A 20,390-nucleotide genomic window follows, 5' to 3' on the forward strand; every position below is an offset into this window, starting at 1 on the left:
CAACCTAAATGTTAAAGACTGCGTAGCCGCTTGGCATAGTTTACGCAGACTGTCAGCGGCTAAAAAAAATCTATCTTTTGGAGGGTAACACCATGGGATACACTATCACTATTGATACTGACAAATGTAATGGCGACGGCGAATGTGTTGATGTATGTCCTACCGAAGTTTATGAACTTCAGGACGGCAAAGCAGTAGCTGTTAACGAAGACGAATGTCTCGGCTGCGAATCCTGCATCGAAGTATGCGAACAGGGTGCACTCACAGTTGAAGAGAGTTAGAAAGTTCTTCTTTTTTTAAGAAGCTTCAAGGCGGGAATCATGGTTTGCCAAGATTCCCGCCTGCTCTTTAATTATCCACTGATTATTTTTTCAGCATCAATTTCTTTTTGCCCGCCGGAGCTTAAATTTCTTTTTTGCCCTTCCCCTGTATCTTTTAATTTTCTGCGCCGCTCACCGACAAAATATACAGCCTAATTCTGCTATGCCCATATGCGAGTCCGGACATTCCAGAAATCAACAATTATTTTCATGCAAATGATTGACTGCTGATCTTTAAGACTTAGTTTATAACAGTTTGCGCGGTGTTTTTCGCAAGCTTTCTGACCATATATTTCTTACGGAGGTTTTACTTTGGAATTCAAAGAAATTTTCAATAAATATGAAGCCCTTGTTGCCGAAGTGGACAAGGCTTTTGCTAAAATAGCCGAGCAGACTCCAGACGGTATCAAATGCGGTAAAGGATGCAGCGACTGTTGTCATGCCCTTTTCGATCTGACACTGGTGGAAGCTCTTTACCTGAACCAGAAGTTCAACGAAAATTACAGCGGTATGAAACGCTCAGACATCATGCACGATGCTGACTCCGCAGATAGAAAAATCCATAAAATTAAAAGACGCGCATTCAAAGCAAGTCAGGCTGGAACACCAGCAACTGAAATTCTTAAAGAAGTATCCCTTGCACGCGTAAAATGTCCTCTGCTGCTGAAAGAAGACCTCTGTGCCTTGTATGAGTTCAGACCGCTGACCTGCCGTATTTACGGTGTTCCCATGAATATAGGCGGACAGGCTCATTCCTGTCAGAAATCAGGATTTGAACCGGGTAAAGCATACCCCACTATCAACATGGACACTCTGCAATCCAAACTTTTGGAACTCAGTACAGAAATAGCTGCATCCATTAACTCCGGTCTGAAAGAACTGCCAGAGGTTCTGGTTCCAGTTTCCATGGCTATTGTAACCGAATACACCGAAGATTACCTTGGTGCGAATACAGGCAAAAAGCCGGAACCGGAAGTTGCTGCTCCTAAAGCAGCTCCATCTGAAGCATGTACCACATGCAGCGAAGATAAATCTGCCTGTGCTTCATGCAATTACTCTGTAGAACTTGGCGCAATGCCCGAAAAATAAGCTGTACAAGTAGATACAGGGAGGCCATGTGTCCAATCTGACCAGAGAACAAATAGAAGAACAGAAAAAACTTATGTACGATAAACTTTCGCCGCGCCGGCGCAGGTTTGTCGATAAAATTGGGTATGATGAATGGGACCCGTTTCAGCTTCCATTTGACCCCATCGATTTACGACAGGATATTACCGGCAGAACCTCTCAGCAGCTTTGCGAGGAATTCATCCGCGAAGTCAAGGCAGGAAGAAACTCGGAGTACGCTCAGGCTGCAGCCGAGTTCGGTGTTATGCTGGTTATGAACTTTGAAAAAGTACGGCCTGTTTTTGATTTTTGTGTCTGGTACCATGACCTTCTCGAAAGAGAAGGAAAAAAGGTCTGATTAATATTTTTTGTAACAATAGATAAAACAAGAGGATATTGCTGTGGAGCAGTTTGATAATATTGATGATTACATTGCCGATCTGAAAAAGAAAAAAGAAGCAAGTCCTACTTGCAGCAACACTCGTTACAACCTCGGTGTTGCACACCTTTCTAAAAGAGAATTCATGGAAGCTGAGCGTGAATTCCTTACTGCGATTGAAGAATCTCCCAAAATGGCTGAAGCATACGTTCAGCTTGGCGGAATAGCTATGCAGCGTGGCGATCTCGACGGCTGTCTGCGTTACAACATCACTGCAACCAAACAGCGTCCTTTCTTCGCAGTGCCCTGGGGCAATATCGGATTTGTTTATATGCAGCAGGGTGACGTTGATAAAGCTATCGGAGCTCTCAAACGCGCTATAAAATACGATCCTAACTTCGTACAGGCCCTCGCCACTCTTGGTAGTGCCTACTTTAACGAAGGTGAAATCGATGACTGCATCGAAGTATGTGAGAAGGCAGTCAAACTGGCTGAGAATTTCGGACCAGCCTGGAACAACTTAGCTCTGTGCTACGCCGAAAAAGAAGACTTCACAAAGGCAATCGAGTGCATCGATAAAGCCATTGAAACAGGCTTTGAAGCTTCACCTGATTTCCTCAAAGAACTCGAAGCTCACCGTTAATAAATCTGAGATATTTCTCTCCGTAATATCAGATTTGCCCAAGGTGGACCATGTTGCTTAACCATTGTCACTTTTGAAAGTTATAATATTTTAAGCAAAAATTTCCGCCGAGCGGCCTTGATAAATATAAAAAAATAGACCCTGATACTCTTAGTATCAGGGTCTATTTTTTGAAATAACGTCTATTAGAAGAGCAAAAATAAACCTGATATCTAAAAATTGGTGCGAAAATTAAGAATTAATTTCTCATTTTTTTCTCCTAAAAATAATTTTATATCCAGGAAATGCAGGAAGTACTGCAAGAAAAAACGAATAATATTTCTCTATAATTCAATTTTTATGGTTACCTGCTGCTCGTAAATCTGAAGGACATATGCTATCTTTGCTGAAAGATGTGAGAATTATAACTTGTATTTTTCTCACACCAACTTTCGCTAGAGGCTGTTTAAATGGATGATACAGATATTTTTTTAAGAGATCCAATCGCCCCATGCGGGCTGGACTGCTCGCGATGCGTTGGCTGTGTTCACGGAAAGATTTCTAAAAACGCCCAGCAGATTGCTGAAACTCTCGGAGATAACTTTGATGTTTATGCCGAAAGGCTGAAAAGTTTCAATCCTGCCATGGAAAATTATGCTCAGTTCAGAACTTTACTGGATAGTCTTTCCGCTCCTTCCTGCAACGGATGCAGATCAGATAATAGAACATGTCTGCCGGATTGCAGAGTAGCTGACTGCGTAAAAGAACAACAAGTCGAATTCTGCTTTGAATGCAGTTCTTTTCCGGATTGCGGAAAAACTGGACTGCAAGAACCGCTCTTTAGCCGCTGGAAAATAAATAATGAGATCATGCGCAAACGCGGCATTGAAAAATTTATTGCTCTGCAAGCCGAAAGGCCTCGCTATCCTTAATTACAGTTGAGGAACTATTTTTATGTATAACCCGACAATACTCCTGAACTTCGGTGGAACAATCTGCTTTTTGATTGCTATATTGCATGTCGTAATCATTATTGTCGGGCCGAAAGCCTACCGGTACTTCGGGGCAGGAGAAGATCTAAGTTCACTGGCAGAAAAAAATTCTGCAATCCCGACTATGGTTACCGCCTTTATAGCAACTGTTCTGGCAATTTTCGGAATGTATGCATTTTCAGGTGCAGGCGAATTCAGACCTATGCCATTCATGGGACCTATCCTGATTATGATCGGTTCAATTTTCAGTATTAGAGGGCTTGTCCTGCCATTTCAACTGTACACCCTGCTTTTCCATCCCAAAAAAGCTGATCCCAAAGAAATATTTTTTTCTCTGATTTCCTTATGCACAGGCTTTTGTTTCCTGTATGGTACCAGAATCAACTGGGACTTCATCACCAGTCTCAATTAATTGACATCCTGTTAAGTCCGAAGTATTTTTACAAGATTCTACGAGATGTAACAGACTTATATTTAGGATTTTTTTGTATTATAAAATATGTGCATATTTGAAATTTACTCTACATCCACCATTTTTACAAAAATAAAACCAAGTCTATCTTGCCTGAATTATGGACAAAACCAGCTACTAGCTGCTATTTGTAACAATTGTACATGCACAAGCTAGATCAGGTTACAATCCTTTGAAAAAAATTGTTAACCATTGTATTTTTATATTTCTTTGATATTCTCCATTTGCACACAAAAACACGGAGGACGTGATGTCACTCAGCAAATTAGCAGGAAAACCGGCTCCGCCAGAAATCCTTGAAAACATACCAAAACTGGTTTCAGCATATTATACAATAACACCAGACCCTTCTATAAGCTCGCATCTTGTTGCTTTCGGAACTTCTGGTCATAGAGGTTCTTCACTGGACGGCTCTTTTAATGAGGATCATATTCTGGCAATTGCCCAGTCCATAAGTGAATATAGAAAATCTAAAGGATATACCGGACCTCTTTATATAGGCAAAGATCCTCATGCACTTTCCGAACCGGCACAGATATCTGCATTGGAAGTATTTGCAGCCAATGGCGTAACAGTACTTGTAAACGATAAGGGCTACACCCCGACACCGGCAATTTCACACGCGATTCTTGCTTACAATAAAGGTCGTAAAGATGGATTTGCTGATGGAGTAGTTATTACTCCGTCCCACAACCCTCCCCGTGACGGTGGATTCAAATATAATCCTCCGAGCGGAGGTCCGGCAGGTACTGCTGTGACCAGTGCCATTCAGAACAGGGCCAACGAGATTCTCAAAAACGGGCTCAAAGATGTAAAGCGCATGACTATAAAGCGGGCTTTCGCAGCGGATACAACCAAAGAATATGACTTTGCCACTCCGTATATCAACGACCTTGAAAACATAGTCGATATGGAAGCCATTGCAGCATCAGGACTCAGTATCGGAGTTGATCCTCTGGGCGGGGCAGCAATTGATTTCTGGGAACCTATTGCCGAAAAATACAATCTTAATCTCAGTGTAGTAAATAAGAAGCTCGACCCAATGTACGCCTTCATGCATGTTGATAAGGATGGAAAAATCCGTATGGACTGCTCCTCTCCTTATGCTATGGCAGGACTTATCGAGCTGAAAGATAAATATGACATTTCATTTGCAAATGACCCGGATACAGACAGACATGGAATCGTCACCAAAAGCCGTGGACTGATGAATCCGAATCATTATCTTGCTGTTGCAATTGAATATCTTTTCAAAAACAGACCGCAGTGGAGAGACGACCTTACTGTTGGTAAAACTCTGGTTTCCAGCTCCATGATCGACCGTGTAGCAAAATCCATAAACCGCCCTCTCATGGAAGTTCCGGTCGGGTTTAAATGGTTTGTTGATCCTCTTTTTGCAGGGACCTGTGGATTCGGCGGTGAAGAAAGTGCCGGTGCATCTTTTCTTAGAAAAGACGGAACAGTATGGACTACTGACAAAGACGGTATAATAATGAATCTGCTTGCAGCTGAGATTACTGCCAAAACACATAAAGATCCCGGCGAACACTACACAGCTCTTGAAAAAGACTTTGGAAGTCCTGTTTACAAGCGCATTGATACCCCGGCAACTGAGGAGCAGAAAAGTGCTTTCAGCATTCTGACTCCTGAAATGGTTCAGGCAAAGACTCTTGCAGGTGAAATAATTGAAGAACGCCTTACTGCTGCTCCAGGTAACGGTGAAGCAATCGGCGGACTCAAAGTTGTCACTAAAAACGGCTGGTTTGCTGCACGTCCATCAGGCACAGAGTCAATTTATAAAATCTACGCAGAATCATTCAAAGGACTGGCACACCTTGTTGCCATTCAGGAAGAAGCTGCCAAAATAGTTAATGCTGCTTTTGAAATAGCTCTCAAATAAGTCCGCAATCAGTACAATATAAAGGGCTGAAACCAGCGTATTTACATACGTCGGTTTCAGCCCTTTTTTAATGATATTTAATAAAAATGGTCAGCTCTTAAATGCGTTCTTAATTCTTTTGGATTCATTCATGAATGCTTTAAGCTGTTCGTCAACAGCCGTTTTATCTTCAGCCACAACAGCTTTTTCAAGTTTTACTGCAATATCACGAGCTTTTGGGGCACAGATAGCGGCACAACTGCTTTTAAGAGTATGAGCTATACGTCTGGCTGTATTCAAATCATTAGAATCCAGAGCTTCAGTAAGACTCATAACATCATCTTCAACATCGGTAAGAAACATGGTGCAAAGCTCAGTATACAGACCATCATCACCGCAATAAATTTCGTTTGCCTTAGATATGTCCAGAACCATATCTTCAAAGCTTTCATGAGTAAGCTCTGAAACAGCTGCTCTGGGTAAACGCTTCAAAACCCTCTGAATCACATTTTGTAAATCCAAATATTGTACGGGCTTGGCAATGTAATCATTCATCCCCGCCTTTGTACACTTATCATTCACTCCAGCCATGGCATGGGCGGACATAGCAATGATGGGAATATCCTTTTTGTCTTCCCCGGCTTTTCCAAGGCGAATATTTCTTGAAGCTTCAAAGCCATCCATAGCAGGCATTTCAAGATCCATCAAAATCAAGTCTACAGAAAGACGTGACAAAGTGCTTATAGCCTCAACACCGTTATCGGCAACAGCGACAACATGTCCCATTTTTTTAAGCAGGCTGGTAGCAACTTTGACATTGATAGGATTATCTTCAACCAGAAGAATTCTAAATGAGCATTCTTCCGTATCGTCAGCTTCATTTTCAACAAGATTTTCACTGATAACTTTTGAAGGATCACCCGGTTGCAAAACTACATGAAACGTAAAAACACTGCCGTATCCTTCAGAACTGCGGACACCTATTTTACCGTCCATCATCTCAACAAGTTCACGGGAAATGGCAAGCCCCAGACCTGAACCGCCAAATTTACGGGTGGTAGAATCATCTGCCTGACGAAAACTTTCAAAAATTATGTTTTGCTTATCTTCCGGAATACCTATTCCAGTATCACGAACTGAAACTTGTAAAACAACTTCACCTGAATGATTTTTCCCATCCAGCATTGTGACCAGAACAAAAATACCACCATGTTCAGTAAACTTAAGTGAATTACCCACCAGATTGTACAAAATCTGTTTCAATCGCCCTTTATCACCACAGACAATATCAGGAACATCTTCCTCTATATCAAGGCTGAGTACCAACCCCCTTTCTTTAGCCTGCGACTCCATGCTCTTAATAACTTCGTATAAAGATTCGCTGAGACTGAAATCCTTGTTCTCCAGTTTGAGCATGCGGGCCTCAACCTTTGACAGATCAAGAATGTCATTAACAAGCGTAAGTAACTGAGATGCTGAGAGCCGGACAATTTCCAGATTATCAGTTTGTTCAGGAGTGAGCTCAGAACGCAGAGTAAGGTCGGTCATACCGATTACGGCATTCAGCGGTGTGCGGATTTCATGGCTCATTGATGCCAGAAAGCGGGACTTAAAACGGTTGTCTTTTTCCGCCGCGTCACGAGCCTTGATAATCTCACTTTCCATATTTTTACGGTCAGTAATTTCAATAAATGAAGCAACTGCTCCACCGGATTTGCCACGCATAGGTGTCACTTCCAGCATATACCAGTTCACTTCTGACTTACTTCCTGTCTCCAGTGAATATTCGTAAGTAAATTTCTTTTCTTTCCCGGCAGCAACAGAGCGAACTCCGTTCACTATATTTTCTATAGGAACACTAAGGCGCCCTGAATTGGAAATGGCCTGCGCAAAATCGACACCTTCAACTTCTGCTTCAGCATCTTCGGGCATGAATAAATCACGCCATGAACCGTTAGCGGCAATAAGTTTTAAATCCGGGTCCAACACAGCAATTTTTGATGCGACTGAATCCAGAACGGAGCTGAGCTGTTCTTTACGGGAGACGAGTTTTTTATGGGCGGTATCAAGCTGTCTGGATTGGAGCAGAGTATTTTCGTATGTTGCCAGTAAAAGTTGAAATACCTGACTGAAGTCTGCTTTTAAAACATGCTTCTCACCATGAAATTCAAAATTAACTTCCTGAACAACAGACTGGTCAGCTTCAAATGAATCAGGATTTAATACAGACTTTATGCGAGAATATAAAAAAAGCTCATCGTAAGGCTTGGTTACAAAATTTGTTGCACCGCTTTTGAGTCCTTTAACGATATCACCAGGATCTGAAAGACTGGTCAGTAGAATAACTGGTACAGAACAGAAGGCTGGATTTCTGCGAATGTTTTCGCATAATTCATATCCGTCCATGCCGGGCATAATCACGTCACTTATAACCAGATCTATTTTTTTATTGCCAAGTATTTCCAGAGCTTTTTCAGCATTTGACGCCAACGTAACCTGAAAATCTCTTGAAAAAAGAAAATATTCTAATTTAACAGCCTGCGTAAGACTGTCTTCAACTACAAGTATATGATTACTGCGCACTAAAAAAACCTCAACTTCCACAAATATGGTTTACTAATTCAGGCCCTATTTTTTCGAGCGGTAAAACCTGAACAGCCGCTCCTATTCTGACAGCTTCTCCCGGCATTCCAAATACAATTGAAGTCTCACGGTTCTGTGCAATAGTATGCCCTCCGCTGCGCCTGATTTTAAGCAGCTCATCAGCACCGTCACGCCCCATTCCTGTCAGCAGAACAGCAACAGCAAGACGACCTATATTTCGGGCAACAGAATCAAACAACGCAGATACAGTAGGCCGGATACCATTCACTGCCGGAGATTCTGACAAAACAACTTTACGATCAGCAGAGACCTCAAGATGATACTCTTCAGGCCCAAAATAAACAACACCGGGCCGAATTATTTCGCCATGTTCTGCAATTTTAATATTATGTCCAGTATTATCAATCAGCCAATTAACCATACCTGCAGTAAATCCGCTCGACATATGCTGAATAACAATTATAGGAGCTGGAAAACCGACCGGCAACGACATCAGGATTGCTTTAACCGCCTGCGGTCCGCCGGTTGAAGCACCTATGCAGATTACTTCTTTTGGATAATTATGCAGACCTTCAAATGCTGTATCCTCAGATATCTTAATACAATTATCTTTTTTCAGCCTCCCCTTTCTCCGCACAACACGGACCTCGGACATGAGCCGGGCAGACATAATTATTTCAGCCATTTGCCCGTAAAAATCATCACTATTAAGTGCCGGCTTATCATGAAAGGATAAAGCACCTGTATCAAGCAGTCTGAAACCAAGTTCCGCATCAGATGAACTATACACAGCACTCACTATAACAATAGGAACAGGACTCTCTTCCATGATGCTGCGGGTCACAGTAAAACCGTCAAAATCAGGAAGATTGACATCCATAGTAACAACATCAGGAGCAAGGTCTTTAACCATGCGAAGTGCTGAAGCCCCATCTTCTGCACAGCCTACGACCTCAAAGTCATCCTCACGATTAAACATTTCTTTAAATAATTCGCAGACAGACTTTGAATCATCTACAATCAGTACCTTAATCACTGTGCCCCCGATTGAAACGTCTCAAAAAAAACTATTAACCCCATAGTACATTCAAAACAGCAACAATTCAGTTCATAAACTGGGAATAAATCATCTTCATCAAAAGCCTTTAAGCAGTATTACTAATTTAGTATTATTGTTACATACTAAAACTCAAAGAATCAATAAATCACAAAAAAAAGCTACTGCTATAACAAATACAACTACGCGGCTTTAACAAAATAAATTATAAAACTAAAAACTTGTTTATTAATATCTATCCTATTAAACGACTGATCACCTCAAGCAGGTTCCCCTGATCAAAACTGGACTTGATAATATAGGCATCGGCACCAACCTCCACTCCGCGTTCTCTATCCTGCTGTGATCCAAGAGACGTAACAAGCACAATAGGAAGATTGGCACTTTGAGGCATTTTTCTAACTTCTGATGTAAGAGTAAAGCCATCCATACGCGGCATCTCAACATCCGAAACAAGAATATCAGGCAATTGCTGTTTAATATGGTTGAGACCGTCAAGACCGTCTACAGCAGTGACAACATTATATCCCGCTGCTTCCAGCACATTTTTGAGCAGCATACGTGAAGTGATTGAATCTTCAGTAATGAGGACAGTCTTAACTTCTTTTTCACCAATCTGGTGGGAAGAAGATCTTACTTTCACACCTGAATTAATACTCAAAGCAGTCCGGACCATATCAGGAGCATGGAGAATAGGAACCAGCCGACCTGATCCGATCATTGAAAATCCTGCAACATTTCTGACTCTTTGAAGTATTTGCCTCATACTTTTAGCCATTACATCCTGTTCGCCGAGCAGCTCTTCAGTACTTATAGCAACAGCCTTACGGCCTTTACCCATAATAAAAACAGGAAATGACTGTTTCTCAGCTTTCGTCACTGTGAGTTCAAGTATGTCTGCAAGACCTATCAACGGTATGGGACGCCCTGAAAATAAAATAGTTTCTCTTCCACCGGCAGAGCCTATATCTTCCTGCCGAACCAGCAGAACTTTGCGGACTCCGGCCTTGGGAACCACAAAAATACTGCCTCCGGCCTCGACAATAATTCCCCTGAAAGAGGTTAGAGCAACCGGAATATTCATGATAACCCGGACTCCTCTCCCCTCAGGGCTGGCAACTACAACATTCCCGCCCAGCGCCTCAACTTTATCCCTTACTATGGCCATCCCCAGCCCCCGCCCGGAAATATCAGTAATAATATCGCTGGTGGACATACCCGAAACAAAAACAAGATCAAGAACAGCTCTATGATCCATCTGCTCTGCTTCTTCCCTGGAAACAATACCATTCTGTATTGCTACGGTTCGAAGCTTATCGCAATCTATTCCCTTGCCGTCATCACTATAAATAATTTTGACGATATCGCGGTCAGTATGAGTAATGGAAAATGAAATATTTCCGCAAGAAGGTTTGCCTGCCGCAGCACGATATTCTTGTGATTCAATACCGTGATCTATAGAATTCCTGATCATGTGCATAAGCGGGTCATGAAGCATTTCAAGGATTCGTCGATCAATACGGACATTCTCGCCAGAGACTTCCAGCTCACACTTCTTCCCCTGCTCTGCACTTAAACTGCGGACCATTCGAGGGAAGACATCCAGCATTGATGAAAAAGGAAGAAGCATGGAATCTTTAAAATCACCGATCAGTGAATCTACTTTTGAAGAAAGCTCCCATTGAGCTTTTTGAGCTGAAGATGAAAGTGAACTTAAATGGCGAGAAAAATCTTCCAGCCTCTTTTCCATATCAGCAAAAAAAACAAGTTCTTCATCCTCTAAAAATTTCTTCTTATTTTCATAAAAATTCTGAAAAAACTTCAAAGAGTCAGCAAGAGAATCTTCCAGAACAACAGCTTCCCTCGACCTTGCCTTCTGTGCATTACGCGAAGAAATAAGTTCCTCTGTCCGTAGAAGCAATCCGGTAACAAAAGAAGAACTGAGCCTTACAGTATCGTCCATTGCCTGCCGTGATGACACTTTATTTACACCAGTAGCTACGCCCTTATCTGACGGTGTCGAAATCGTATACTCAGCAGTCTCTATATTCTCTTGAAGAATGGGAGAATCCAGTTCTAAATCGGGTTCAGTCAATGCCGCAGGGGTTAAATCTTCAGTTTCATTTACGACCGCAGATTCTGCAGTGGAAGTATTAGAGAAGATTCCGTCCTCTTCCGACTCATCATTTATCAGATGAGGGGAATCAACAAAATTTTTCATCTGCGAGAGAGCAAGAGCCGGAGTCGGGGCCTGAAGTATAGCCTCAGAGTCATCCTCCTGTGCCAGAATATTATCAAGAATATCGAGCCAGCCCAGCATGGAAGAACTGATTGCTTTTGGAGGGACAAGACTGTTCTTCTTTAATACAGAAAAAAATGATTCAAAGCTCTGGCAAAATTTTTCAACTCCGCCCAGCCCAACGGCACGGGCCGCACCTTTCAGGCTGTGAAGCTCGCGGTATGACGACTCGATGAGCAATAATAATTCCTGCTCATTGCCACCTTTCTCAAGCCGCATGAAATCCGATGAAAGCACCCGCATGCGCTCAACACTTTCACCCCGGAATGCTTTAAGCAGCCTTTTTTTAAGTTCTTTATCGCTCATGGTCATATTCTACACCCTGAAATGATCAGATTCTGTATAATAAATACTGCACACTGGACGCCTTGCACGCTAAATATTGCCTACGGACTCATTAATTACGAAGGCTTTTTCAGTTAACAGCAATTCACCGTTTAAAATAATTTTAAGGTCTTCTGTAACTCCTCTGGAATAGAGATATACTGAGTTATTACTCTGAGTAAGCGGCTTATTTTCAACGTTTGAAATAGGTATAACATCGATAACTTCATCTAAAACAATTCCAAACTCTTTCTCACCGGAAGATAGGAGTAACACTTTAGAACTCTGTGGATCAACGGGCTTACCGGTCCCAAAAAAGACACACAAATCCACAACAGCCCAGATATTACCCCGTACACTGACCACCCCTTTCAAAAATTCAGGTGTGCAGGGAACAGAAACAATCTCATCAGGTTCAAGAACTTCTTTGATAAAGACAGTCTCGATAGCATAAATATTACCGCCCATACTGAATATGACGTAATCCCGTGAGTTGCTTTCTGTATGCTCACTGAGATCGTCATCAACATTTAGCGCCAGTTTCACCGCTCTTTTGCGGAGCAGCTCACGGTCATTTTCACGGCCTATAAATTCAGAGACCTTAGAATTTCCCATAATTTCAGTACCTGTTAACCAATGTTATTGTTAACCAGTTTAACCATTTCCTTAAGTCTTCCGGCAGTTGTTCCATCAGAGTACGGAATGATTTCATCATGTTCCAAGCGGTCAAGTTCCTGCAAAGCAATTCTAAAATGCCTCATGGCAGATAATTTGTCACTGCAGGACATATAAATATTGCCAAGTACCACGTGAGCCATAATAAAACCCGAATTTAAAAATATCGCATTACGAACTTCGGCAACTGCACCGTCCAAGTCTCCCTGCTGCATTTTGATCTGCCCGAGCATAAAGTGCGGCTCAGCAGATACCTTGTCTGCTTCAATAGCCTGTTTACACCAGTATGCTGCATCGTCAAGCATACCTGAATCCGCATTTATTTCAGCCAGAGCATATAGAACTGCCACTTTCTTATCTCTGCTTAGTCCAGTATCCAGACTCCTTCTAAGCAGAGTCAATGCACCGGATTTATCACCAATTCGGCGCAACTTCTCAGCTTCTGCAATAAAGTCTACTCCACATGAGTCAACTGCAGATTCAGAAGATGGCTGCATTGTTTCTGAACTATCCAGAATATCTGTGCTGAAAATATCTGTATCGTCCTGCACCAATAAGTCCGGGCCAGCTTCAGGCGAAGTATAATCATCACAAAAATCACCTGACTGATAGTCTGAAAAATCCGATCCTGAAAGGCCAAACCCCTGTGGCAAGTCAAAACTGTCCGGAGATATTGAATCATCATATAAATCTGAAAACTGCAGTTTCTCAGGAGCAAAATTAACATTCTTCCGAAATAAAAGGACGGGGCCGAAACTGACCGGCTCAAACTTTCCATGATTGGTTATCAGGGCCGATTCACTGGCAGTAACCACCAGTATGCCTCCGGGACTCATGCTGTTCCAGATCTTATCCAGAACCAGGTTAACTCCCTCTGAAGAAAAGTACATTAGAACATTGCGGCAAAAGATAAGATCCATACCAGTAAATGATGCAGGGATCTTATCGCCAATGAGATTAAAACGCGTAAGAGTAACCATATCCTTGATGGACTGGTCTATGAAATATGAATTTGTACCGGATTCATGAAAATAAATATCCCGGTAAGCTGTAGCTTCGGTGCGAAAAGACCATTTGCGGTAATGCCCCTCTTCTGCTTTTATCAGTGCCCTGCTGTCGATATCAGTCCCGAAAATTTCACAACAGACTTTTGACCGATTGCAGATCATTGCCAGTGTATAAGGCTCTTCCCCTGTAGCACAGGCCATAGACCAGATACGGACGGCACCGTTAATACCACTTCCTTTTCCGCATTTATTGCGTAGAATATCCTGCTCAACTACGTCCAATGTCCGTGGATCACGAAAAAAATATGTCTCGCCTATAGTCAGGTTATTAATAAAAAGTTCTAGATCTTTTTGCATTGCCTGCGGAGAAATTATGTAATCAAGACATTGCACGGACGAGTTGAATTTTTTATTATCACTATAAAAATCTTTCACTGCGTGGCGCAGATCACGCCAGCGATCAGATTGAAAATCAAGCCCGTACTTATCACGGACCATTGAAGCAAGCTGCTGAATTTTTTCATCAGTCAAATCATTCACCATCAGCTTCAATATCTCCCAGATCTCTCATAGCCTTTAAAGCGGCATCAAGTTTAAAACCCTGCTCTACATCAAGCACTGCGCCCAGATCCTGAACCAGAACAACATCCTCATCTACTCCGGCTAGAGATTTCAAAAAAACAACTCCGGGCCAGATTTCATCCGCTACCCTCACCAAACCAGGCTCAATCTCTACAACAGCACTGACATTATCAACAAGAATAGCAATTTTACGCCCATTACATTCACTGAAAAGCAATCGGTCAGATAAAATAACATCCCTTTCCTGCAACCCCAGCTTTTTGCGCAAACCAAGCACAGGGATCACCCTGCCACCGTCACTGATCACCCCGAGTACAGGTTCAGGTGCATCAGGCACATGTGTCAGCAAAACCGCCCGCTCAACTTTATCCACCTGCACAGATGGAATAGCAAATTTACAGGCTTCGACATCTAGAATTACGTAGTCATTTTCATTCATAACTTGGTCCGGTAAGTAGGAAACAATGTATTTGCGCTCTTAATATTCCTGATCAGTTTAATTCTTTTTTTTGACATTACGGGATATTTCCATCAAAGAATTGTACTTTTTCATGACTTTTTCTGCGTAAGCCCGGGATCGTTCCGGCATTTTTTTGGGTGAGCCGGTGTGATATGCCCCTATTGCCCGCCAGTTATAGCCATACTTATCAAGACAATATCTAAGAACCCATGCTCCGAGACGTACATTTCCTTCAGGCTCAAGAGCCGTAGCAACACTTAAATCAAATTTATCTATCCAGAATGAGTTAACCTGCATAAGCCCGACATCAAAACTTTTGGTTCGGTTCTTTTCAATTATAGAAAGAGCTTTCTCCCGTGACGCCGGATAAATTGCCCGCCCTTCAATATTCAATGCCCATGGATTGTTGCCACTTTCATGATCGGCGATAGCATAAAGAATTTCAGGGTCCAGCGAAAATTCTGTGGCCACTTGTCTGAACAAAGGTTCAACAGGTTTACGCTCATTTTCCGCAACCATTACCCGCTGCTGGACCTCCCGCCGGATGGAAGGAGAAAACTCACGTTCCACATCTTCGGGAATAAACATGCGAAACACGATTGTCCCGCATATAAGAAGGTAAAGAGCAACAAAGATTCTGGACACTAATTAAAAACTTTCCTCAGGAATCCAGAGAGGAAAAACTTTTCCTCTCTGACCTCTACTTTAAAAACTTTCTGACCGACTTAAACCTTAATATTCACAACATACTTAAAAATGAAAAATCCACCACATAAAAGCGCTAAATACTTCAAGCACAAAGCCTATATTCTGGAACGAACCTTTTTGGCTTCATCTTTTTTTCCCTGTACATCGAGTGTATCGGCCAGAGTTTCCCAGAACTCATTTCTTGACGGCTTCAGAGCTGCGCTTTGACGGGCAAGAACTTCAGCGATCTGCGGATCTTCCCCACTTTCCAGATAAAGCTGTGCCAGAAGGTTCATGGCATGAGCATCATTGTGATTGGCATTAAGAGCCAGATGCAGATATTCGCGGGCTTTATTAACATCTTTACGGGCATAGGCGAGACGGGCCAGATGCCGCATGGTCAGTGAATCTCCGCCCTTTAATTCAGCAGCTTTTAAATAATACTTTTCAGCCTCATCAAGACCTAGATCCTGTTCTGCCAGAACTCCGAGCCGAACCAGAGAAAAGACATTTTCAGGTTCCAGTTCAAGGCATTTTTCATAGGCTTCTCTGGCCCGGTCACGATTACCGAGCATCTGGCAGGCCCAGCCCAGATTATAAAGAGCCATTATATTTTTAGGAGTAATTTCCAGAACATGTTCAAACTGCTTACGGGCTTTCTCAGGCTTGCCAACCTGCGCATAGCAGATACCCAGCGAATTACGGGCCAGAATATTATCCGAGTCAGCAAGAAGTGCCAAACGAAACTCCTCAATGGCTCCGTAAATATCGCCATCCACGTAAAGCCTGTCAGCGGAAATATTGAGTGAAACAGAATCAAACTGAGCCACCATAGGTCTTTCCATCATTAATGAATGATCAAGGCCTTTGCGGCAGTTATCAAGAATTTCGCTACGTCTGTAGTTCAAAAATGGAAATGATGCGACTCCTGCGGCAAGATCAATATCAAAGTCAGCCAGACATTCACGCACCAATCGCAAAATCTTTTCCATTACGGAGTCGGATTCCTCATGAGGAAAAAAATAAATCAGGCTGTTCAAGCTGTAACGCCCGCCCATGCATGATTCATCAAAAAAGCTCTCTGCCCGTGAAGCAACTTTCTGCACCTGCGCATCAGTCAATTTCTGAAAATTACCGCCCTGTTCTGCAGGATTGGCAGCAAGACGCAGAACTGCGACAGAAAATTTATCCATATTCTGACGTTTACGGCTGTAACGCCCGATAAATTCTTTGTAATTATAAAGTCCGGTGACTATATCACGCTGCGGAGCAGTTGATGATTCAGGTCCGGCCTGCGTATCAAAAAAGCTGTCCTTCTCGTCAAGCATAGTCAGGCGGTCACCTTCTGTCACAGGCCATGCTGGGTCACTTAAATGCAGGATTTCCGCAAAAGCGATTTCATCCTGCACTTCGATCACAACAATTTCAGCCTTGTACATGGTGGGATAAGAGCCTGAAATACGCTCATCTTCGGTAAGATTGACCTGCGTGCCGGACTGATAATCAGGGGACCAGACCAGAAAACGGCCCCCTTCACGGGCATCAACACTATGGCCGATACTGAGAGCAAGACGCTGCAGAGGCAGTATCTCCAAAACCTTGCCACCACGCTTCAAAATATCGGAATAAGCAAAAACACAGTTACGCCCGGAATCTTTGGCAGTAGCTACGGCTTTAGCAGCCTTACGCATTAAAATACGGCTCTGCTCTTCTGCACTGCGTTTAAAATGCGGCCCGGACAAACTCTGCGGATAGTTGGCAAAACCTGCACTGGCAGTAATTTTAAGGATATCACCGGTTACAGGATCTTCCACAGGACGGCTTTCGACCAGTGCCCGCAACTCTTCGGCAAGTCTGGCGCAGACCTTGGGCCGTCCATCAGGAATAAGGAAGGCATATTTATCATCAAAGATTCTGGCACAAATGACCGATTCAAACACAGCGTCGCTGATATATGAAGCCACATTGGAAATGATGTCATCACCAATAGAGTAGCCATAGCGGTCGTTAATGCGCTGAAAATTATCCAGATCAAGAACTACAACTCCAACGGAACCACTGAAAGTAGGAATACCCGGATCTTTGCATCCGCCGGGAGCCGGCATCATACAATTTTGAATAAGATCCAGCTCTTTGACCAGTTTGGTCATGAAATATTCACGGGTTGCCATACCGGTCAGCTTGTCCGTGATGGATGTTTTATAAAGCAGAATTTTTTCTAGTGAGCAGGTGGCAAGAGCTTCCAGATAAGGTGGAGTCGTATCAGGAGAACTGAGTTTTACACCTCTGGCAATAAAATAGCAGAGGCCGCGACCACGAAGTCTGAGCGGCAGCAACAACTCTCCTTCTTCCTCATTGTAACTGAAACTGAGTTCAGCACGAAACTGGCCTTTAGCCGGCTTGGGAAAATAGAGGCTGTAAGATTCAAAAGGCAGGAACTCCTGAATCAAATCCTTGAGGGTATGCTCATAGCGGATTAAATCCGGCGGAGTCAGACTGATTCCATCTTTAAATAGATTATCCTTGTTCATGGCAAAGGCAATAACCCGCAACGCATTGCAATACAAGCGGCTAAATAGACAGGGATATAAAAAATATTTTTTAAATACTGAAATCAGTGTATACTTCCCTGCGAAAACACAATTATGAGATGGACACATATAACCGATAAGCGTAATTGAACTTCCCAGTTTTACATATTTTTTTAGCACCTATATTCAAATTATTACGGTAAAAAAATGGAAATTATAAGAAATCCTCAAGAATTACAAAATTTATCCCTGCTGCTTCGCAGTGAGGGCAAAACAATCGCCCTTGTTCCTACCATGGGATTTTTCCATGAAGGACATCTGCAGCTGATGAGTGAGGCCCGCAAGCAGGCCGATGTGCTTATAGTCAGCCTTTTCGTCAACCCAACTCAGTTCGGTGAAAACGAAGATCTAGACAATTATCCGAATGATATCGAGCGCGATTCAAAACTGGCTGAAGAACGCGGTGTTGATATCCTGTTCATCCCTTCAAAAGGTTCCATGTACTATCCTACACACAGTACATGGGTTGAAGTTCCTGAACTTGCGAAAAATCTCTGCGGACAGTCCCGTCCGGTTCATTTCAGAGGTGTTGCAACAATCGTAACCAAACTGTTCATGACCGCCCTGCCGCACATTGCTGTGTTCGGTGAAAAGGACTGGCAGCAGCTGGCTCTTATCAAACGCATGGTCCGCGACCTGAATATTCCTGTAAATATTCAAGGACATCCCATTGTTCGTGAGGAATCAGGTCTGGCTCTAAGTTCCCGCAATGTATATCTGACAGAAGAAGAGAAGAAGGTAGCCCCCATGCTCCAGCAAGGATTGCAAGAGATGAAAAAAGCTGTTGCAAAGGGTGAAGCAGACTCCGCTAAACTTAAAAAATCACTAACTGATTTTTACGCCGCCAATATTCCCGGCAGTCAGGTGGATTACATCGAAATTGTCCACCCTGAGAATATAAGCATTCTTGAGAAAATTGAAGGTCCGGCACTTTGTGCTGTGGCAGTGCAGGTTGGCAAAGCAAGATTGATAGACAATTTGCAAATAAACGTGTAACGTTAGTTTATTCTTATATGCAAATTTATTTATATAGTTAATTTTAAACCAATATTTCAGAGCCTTACTGGAAAACGGTTCCAGTAAATGCTCTCTTTACTTCACTCTAGGAGGAACTTTAATGATCAGCAGCAAAGGCAAGTACTTTTTTACCTCTGAATCCGTAACAGAAGGTCATCCAGATAAAGTGGCTGACCAGATTTCTGATGCAATCCTTGATGCTATTCTTACTCAGGATGCAGATGCACGTGTAGCGTGTGAAACCCTGGTAACAACAGGTATGGCATTCATCGCCGGTGAAATCAGCACCACAGGCTACGCTGATTTTCAGGCTATCGTTCGTGATACCATTCGCGAAATCGGATATGTCAATTCCAACATGGGTTTTGACGCTGACACTTGTGCTGTTATCTCTTCTATTGATAAACAGTCCGTTGATATCGCACAGGGTGTTGACCGCAGCTCCCCTGAAAGTCAGGGAGCCGGTGACCAGGGAATGATGTTCGGTTTCGCTTGTAAAGAAACTGATACTCTGATGCCTGCACCAATTTACTGGTCTCACAAACTTTCCCGTAAACTGACCGAAGTCCGCAAAAGCAAGACTCTCGACTACCTGCGTCCTGACGGTAAAACCGAAGTTTCTTTCGAATACTTCAATGGTAAACCTGTCCGCATTGCAGACGTTGTTATCGCTGCACAGCACGATGACGGCATCGAGCAGGGTCAGATTTATGAAGATATTAAAAGAGAAGTTGTTCTCGCAACTCTCCCGGCTGACATGGTTGATGATGCTACTAAAATCTACATCAACACCACCGGCCGTTTTGTAATCGGCGGTCCTATGGGTGACTGCGGTCTTACCGGCCGTAAAATCATCAATGACACATACGGCGGAATGGGTAACCACGGCGGTGGTGCTTTCTCCGGAAAAGACCCATCCAAAGTTGACCGCTCCGGCGCATACATGGCTCGCTACATCGCTAAAAACATCGTAGCAGCAGGCCTTGCTGAACGCGCAGAAGTACAGGTTGCATACGCTATCGGTGTTGCTGAACCTGTTTCCATTCTCGCAACTTCCCACGGAACCGGCGAGGTTGATGATGAAACCTTGACCAATGCAGTTAAAGAAGTATTTGACCTGCGCCCATGGTACATCTCCCAGAGACTGGACCTCAGACGCCCCATCTACAAGCCTTCTGCATGTTACGGTCACTTCGGCCGCAACAACCCCGACTTCACCTGGGAAAAAACAGACGCAGTAGACGACCTCAGAACTGCTTGTAAAATCTAGCAGTAATCAGGTTTAAATCTGACATATAAGTCCCCGGAAGCAACAA

The 20,390-nt window shown here is 43.1% G+C and carries 17 protein-coding genes; 9 read left to right on the forward strand and 8 right to left on the reverse strand.

Annotated features, from left to right (window positions below):
- Positions 1 to 92: 92 nt before the first annotated feature.
- The 7 genes from H589_RS0106990 to pgm all read left to right on the forward strand — a co-directional run bounded on the left by H589_RS0106990 (position 93) and on the right by pgm (position 5,792).
- Positions 93 to 281: a ferredoxin gene (locus H589_RS0106990; protein ID WP_027721354.1), complete on the forward strand. Its 189-nt coding sequence runs from the start codon at positions 93 to 95 to the stop codon at positions 279 to 281.
- A 351-nt stretch (positions 282 to 632) separates the two neighbouring features.
- Positions 633 to 1,409, forward strand: a complete 777-nt coding sequence (locus H589_RS0107000) for a YkgJ family cysteine cluster protein (protein ID WP_027721355.1) — start codon at positions 633 to 635, stop codon at positions 1,407 to 1,409.
- A gap of 28 nt (positions 1,410 to 1,437) precedes the next feature.
- Positions 1,438 to 1,785, forward strand: coding sequence for a hypothetical protein (locus H589_RS0107005; RefSeq protein ID WP_084146908.1), 348 nt, complete (start codon positions 1,438 to 1,440; stop codon positions 1,783 to 1,785).
- Between the two features lie 43 nt (positions 1,786 to 1,828).
- Positions 1,829 to 2,449, forward strand: a complete 621-nt coding sequence (locus tag H589_RS0107010) for a tetratricopeptide repeat protein (RefSeq protein WP_027721357.1) — start codon at positions 1,829 to 1,831, stop codon at positions 2,447 to 2,449.
- Positions 2,450 to 2,898: 449 nt separating this feature from the next.
- Positions 2,899 to 3,360: a DUF3795 domain-containing protein gene (locus H589_RS0107015; protein ID WP_027721358.1), complete on the forward strand. Its 462-nt coding sequence runs from the start codon at positions 2,899 to 2,901 to the stop codon at positions 3,358 to 3,360.
- A 22-nt stretch (positions 3,361 to 3,382) separates the two neighbouring features.
- Positions 3,383 to 3,832, forward strand: a complete 450-nt coding sequence (locus H589_RS0107020; RefSeq protein ID WP_027721359.1) for a hypothetical protein — start codon at positions 3,383 to 3,385, stop codon at positions 3,830 to 3,832.
- A gap of 310 nt (positions 3,833 to 4,142) precedes the next feature.
- A complete protein-coding gene (pgm, locus tag H589_RS0107025; protein ID WP_027721360.1) occupies positions 4,143 to 5,792 on the forward strand; it encodes a phosphoglucomutase (alpha-D-glucose-1,6-bisphosphate-dependent) in 1,650 nt (549 codons plus the stop codon).
- Between the two features lie 90 nt (positions 5,793 to 5,882).
- On the opposite strand, the gene H589_RS0107030 is transcribed toward pgm, so the two are convergent.
- The 8 genes from H589_RS0107030 to H589_RS0107065 form a co-directional block, all read right to left on the reverse strand.
- Positions 5,883 to 8,354, reverse strand: a complete 2,472-nt coding sequence (locus H589_RS0107030) for a response regulator (RefSeq protein WP_027721361.1) — start codon at positions 8,352 to 8,354, stop codon at positions 5,883 to 5,885.
- Positions 8,355 to 8,364: 10 nt separating this feature from the next.
- The gene (gene cheB / locus H589_RS0107035; protein ID WP_027721362.1) at positions 8,365 to 9,411 is read right to left on the reverse strand and encodes a chemotaxis-specific protein-glutamate methyltransferase CheB; all 1,047 of its coding nucleotides are present in this window, start codon (positions 9,409 to 9,411) and stop codon (positions 8,365 to 8,367) included.
- 256 nt (positions 9,412 to 9,667) lie between these two features.
- Positions 9,668 to 12,043 carry a hybrid sensor histidine kinase/response regulator gene (locus tag H589_RS0107040; RefSeq protein ID WP_027721363.1) on the reverse strand — a complete coding sequence of 792 codons (2,376 nt, stop codon included), beginning with the start codon at positions 12,041 to 12,043 and terminating at the stop codon, positions 9,668 to 9,670.
- A 63-nt stretch (positions 12,044 to 12,106) separates the two neighbouring features.
- Positions 12,107 to 12,670: a chemotaxis protein CheW gene (locus H589_RS0107045; protein WP_035075427.1), complete on the reverse strand. Its 564-nt coding sequence runs from the start codon at positions 12,668 to 12,670 to the stop codon at positions 12,107 to 12,109.
- A gap of 14 nt (positions 12,671 to 12,684) precedes the next feature.
- Positions 12,685 to 14,277 (reverse strand): CheR family methyltransferase, encoded by a 1,593-nt coding sequence (locus tag H589_RS0107050; RefSeq protein ID WP_245577088.1) that lies wholly within the window; start codon positions 14,275 to 14,277, stop codon positions 12,685 to 12,687.
- Positions 14,270 to 14,758, reverse strand: coding sequence for a chemotaxis protein CheW (locus H589_RS0107055; RefSeq protein WP_027721366.1), 489 nt, complete (start codon positions 14,756 to 14,758; stop codon positions 14,270 to 14,272). The genes H589_RS0107050 and H589_RS0107055 overlap by 8 nt, the downstream gene beginning before the upstream one ends.
- A gap of 57 nt (positions 14,759 to 14,815) precedes the next feature.
- A complete protein-coding gene (locus tag H589_RS0107060; protein WP_027721367.1) occupies positions 14,816 to 15,424 on the reverse strand; it encodes a lytic transglycosylase domain-containing protein in 609 nt (202 codons plus the stop codon).
- A gap of 158 nt (positions 15,425 to 15,582) precedes the next feature.
- Positions 15,583 to 17,997 carry a GGDEF domain-containing protein gene (locus H589_RS0107065; RefSeq protein ID WP_245577062.1) on the reverse strand — a complete coding sequence of 805 codons (2,415 nt, stop codon included), beginning with the start codon at positions 17,995 to 17,997 and terminating at the stop codon, positions 15,583 to 15,585.
- 207 nt (positions 17,998 to 18,204) lie between these two features.
- Here H589_RS0107065 and panC point away from each other — a divergent pair, with 207 nt between their 5' ends.
- Both panC and metK read left to right on the forward strand, forming a co-directional pair.
- Positions 18,205 to 19,053 (forward strand): pantoate--beta-alanine ligase, encoded by an 849-nt coding sequence (gene panC, locus H589_RS0107070; RefSeq protein WP_027721369.1) that lies wholly within the window; start codon positions 18,205 to 18,207, stop codon positions 19,051 to 19,053.
- A gap of 121 nt (positions 19,054 to 19,174) precedes the next feature.
- The gene (metK, locus tag H589_RS0107075; RefSeq protein WP_027721370.1) at positions 19,175 to 20,344 is read left to right on the forward strand and encodes a methionine adenosyltransferase; all 1,170 of its coding nucleotides are present in this window, start codon (positions 19,175 to 19,177) and stop codon (positions 20,342 to 20,344) included.
- The last annotated feature ends 46 nt before the right edge of the window (positions 20,345 to 20,390 follow it).

The organism is Maridesulfovibrio zosterae DSM 11974 (assembly GCF_000425265.1).
Taxonomy (GTDB): domain Bacteria; phylum Desulfobacterota; class Desulfovibrionia; order Desulfovibrionales; family Desulfovibrionaceae; genus Maridesulfovibrio; species Maridesulfovibrio zosterae.

What these genes read in the sequence shown, in the direction of transcription:
- metK (WP_027721370.1), top strand. Translation starts at nt 19,175, where the DNA reads ATGATCAGCAGCAAAGGCAAGTACTTTTTTACCTCTGAATCCGTAACA.
- H589_RS0107040 (WP_027721363.1), bottom strand. Translation starts at nt 12,043, where the DNA reads ATGACCATGAGCGATAAAGAACTTAAAAAAAGGCTGCTTAAAGCATTC.
- H589_RS0107065 (WP_245577062.1), bottom strand. Translation starts at nt 17,997, where the DNA reads ATGAACAAGGATAATCTATTTAAAGATGGAATCAGTCTGACTCCGCCG.
- H589_RS0107055 (WP_027721366.1), bottom strand. Translation starts at nt 14,758, where the DNA reads ATGAATGAAAATGACTACGTAATTCTAGATGTCGAAGCCTGTAAATTT.
- H589_RS0107015 (WP_027721358.1), top strand. Translation starts at nt 2,899, where the DNA reads ATGGATGATACAGATATTTTTTTAAGAGATCCAATCGCCCCATGCGGG.
- H589_RS0107045 (WP_035075427.1), bottom strand. Translation starts at nt 12,670, where the DNA reads ATGGGAAATTCTAAGGTCTCTGAATTTATAGGCCGTGAAAATGACCGT.
- H589_RS0106990 (WP_027721354.1), top strand. Translation starts at nt 93, where the DNA reads ATGGGATACACTATCACTATTGATACTGACAAATGTAATGGCGACGGC.
- pgm (WP_027721360.1), top strand. Translation starts at nt 4,143, where the DNA reads ATGTCACTCAGCAAATTAGCAGGAAAACCGGCTCCGCCAGAAATCCTT.
- H589_RS0107020 (WP_027721359.1), top strand. Translation starts at nt 3,383, where the DNA reads ATGTATAACCCGACAATACTCCTGAACTTCGGTGGAACAATCTGCTTT.
- panC (WP_027721369.1), top strand. Translation starts at nt 18,205, where the DNA reads ATGGAAATTATAAGAAATCCTCAAGAATTACAAAATTTATCCCTGCTG.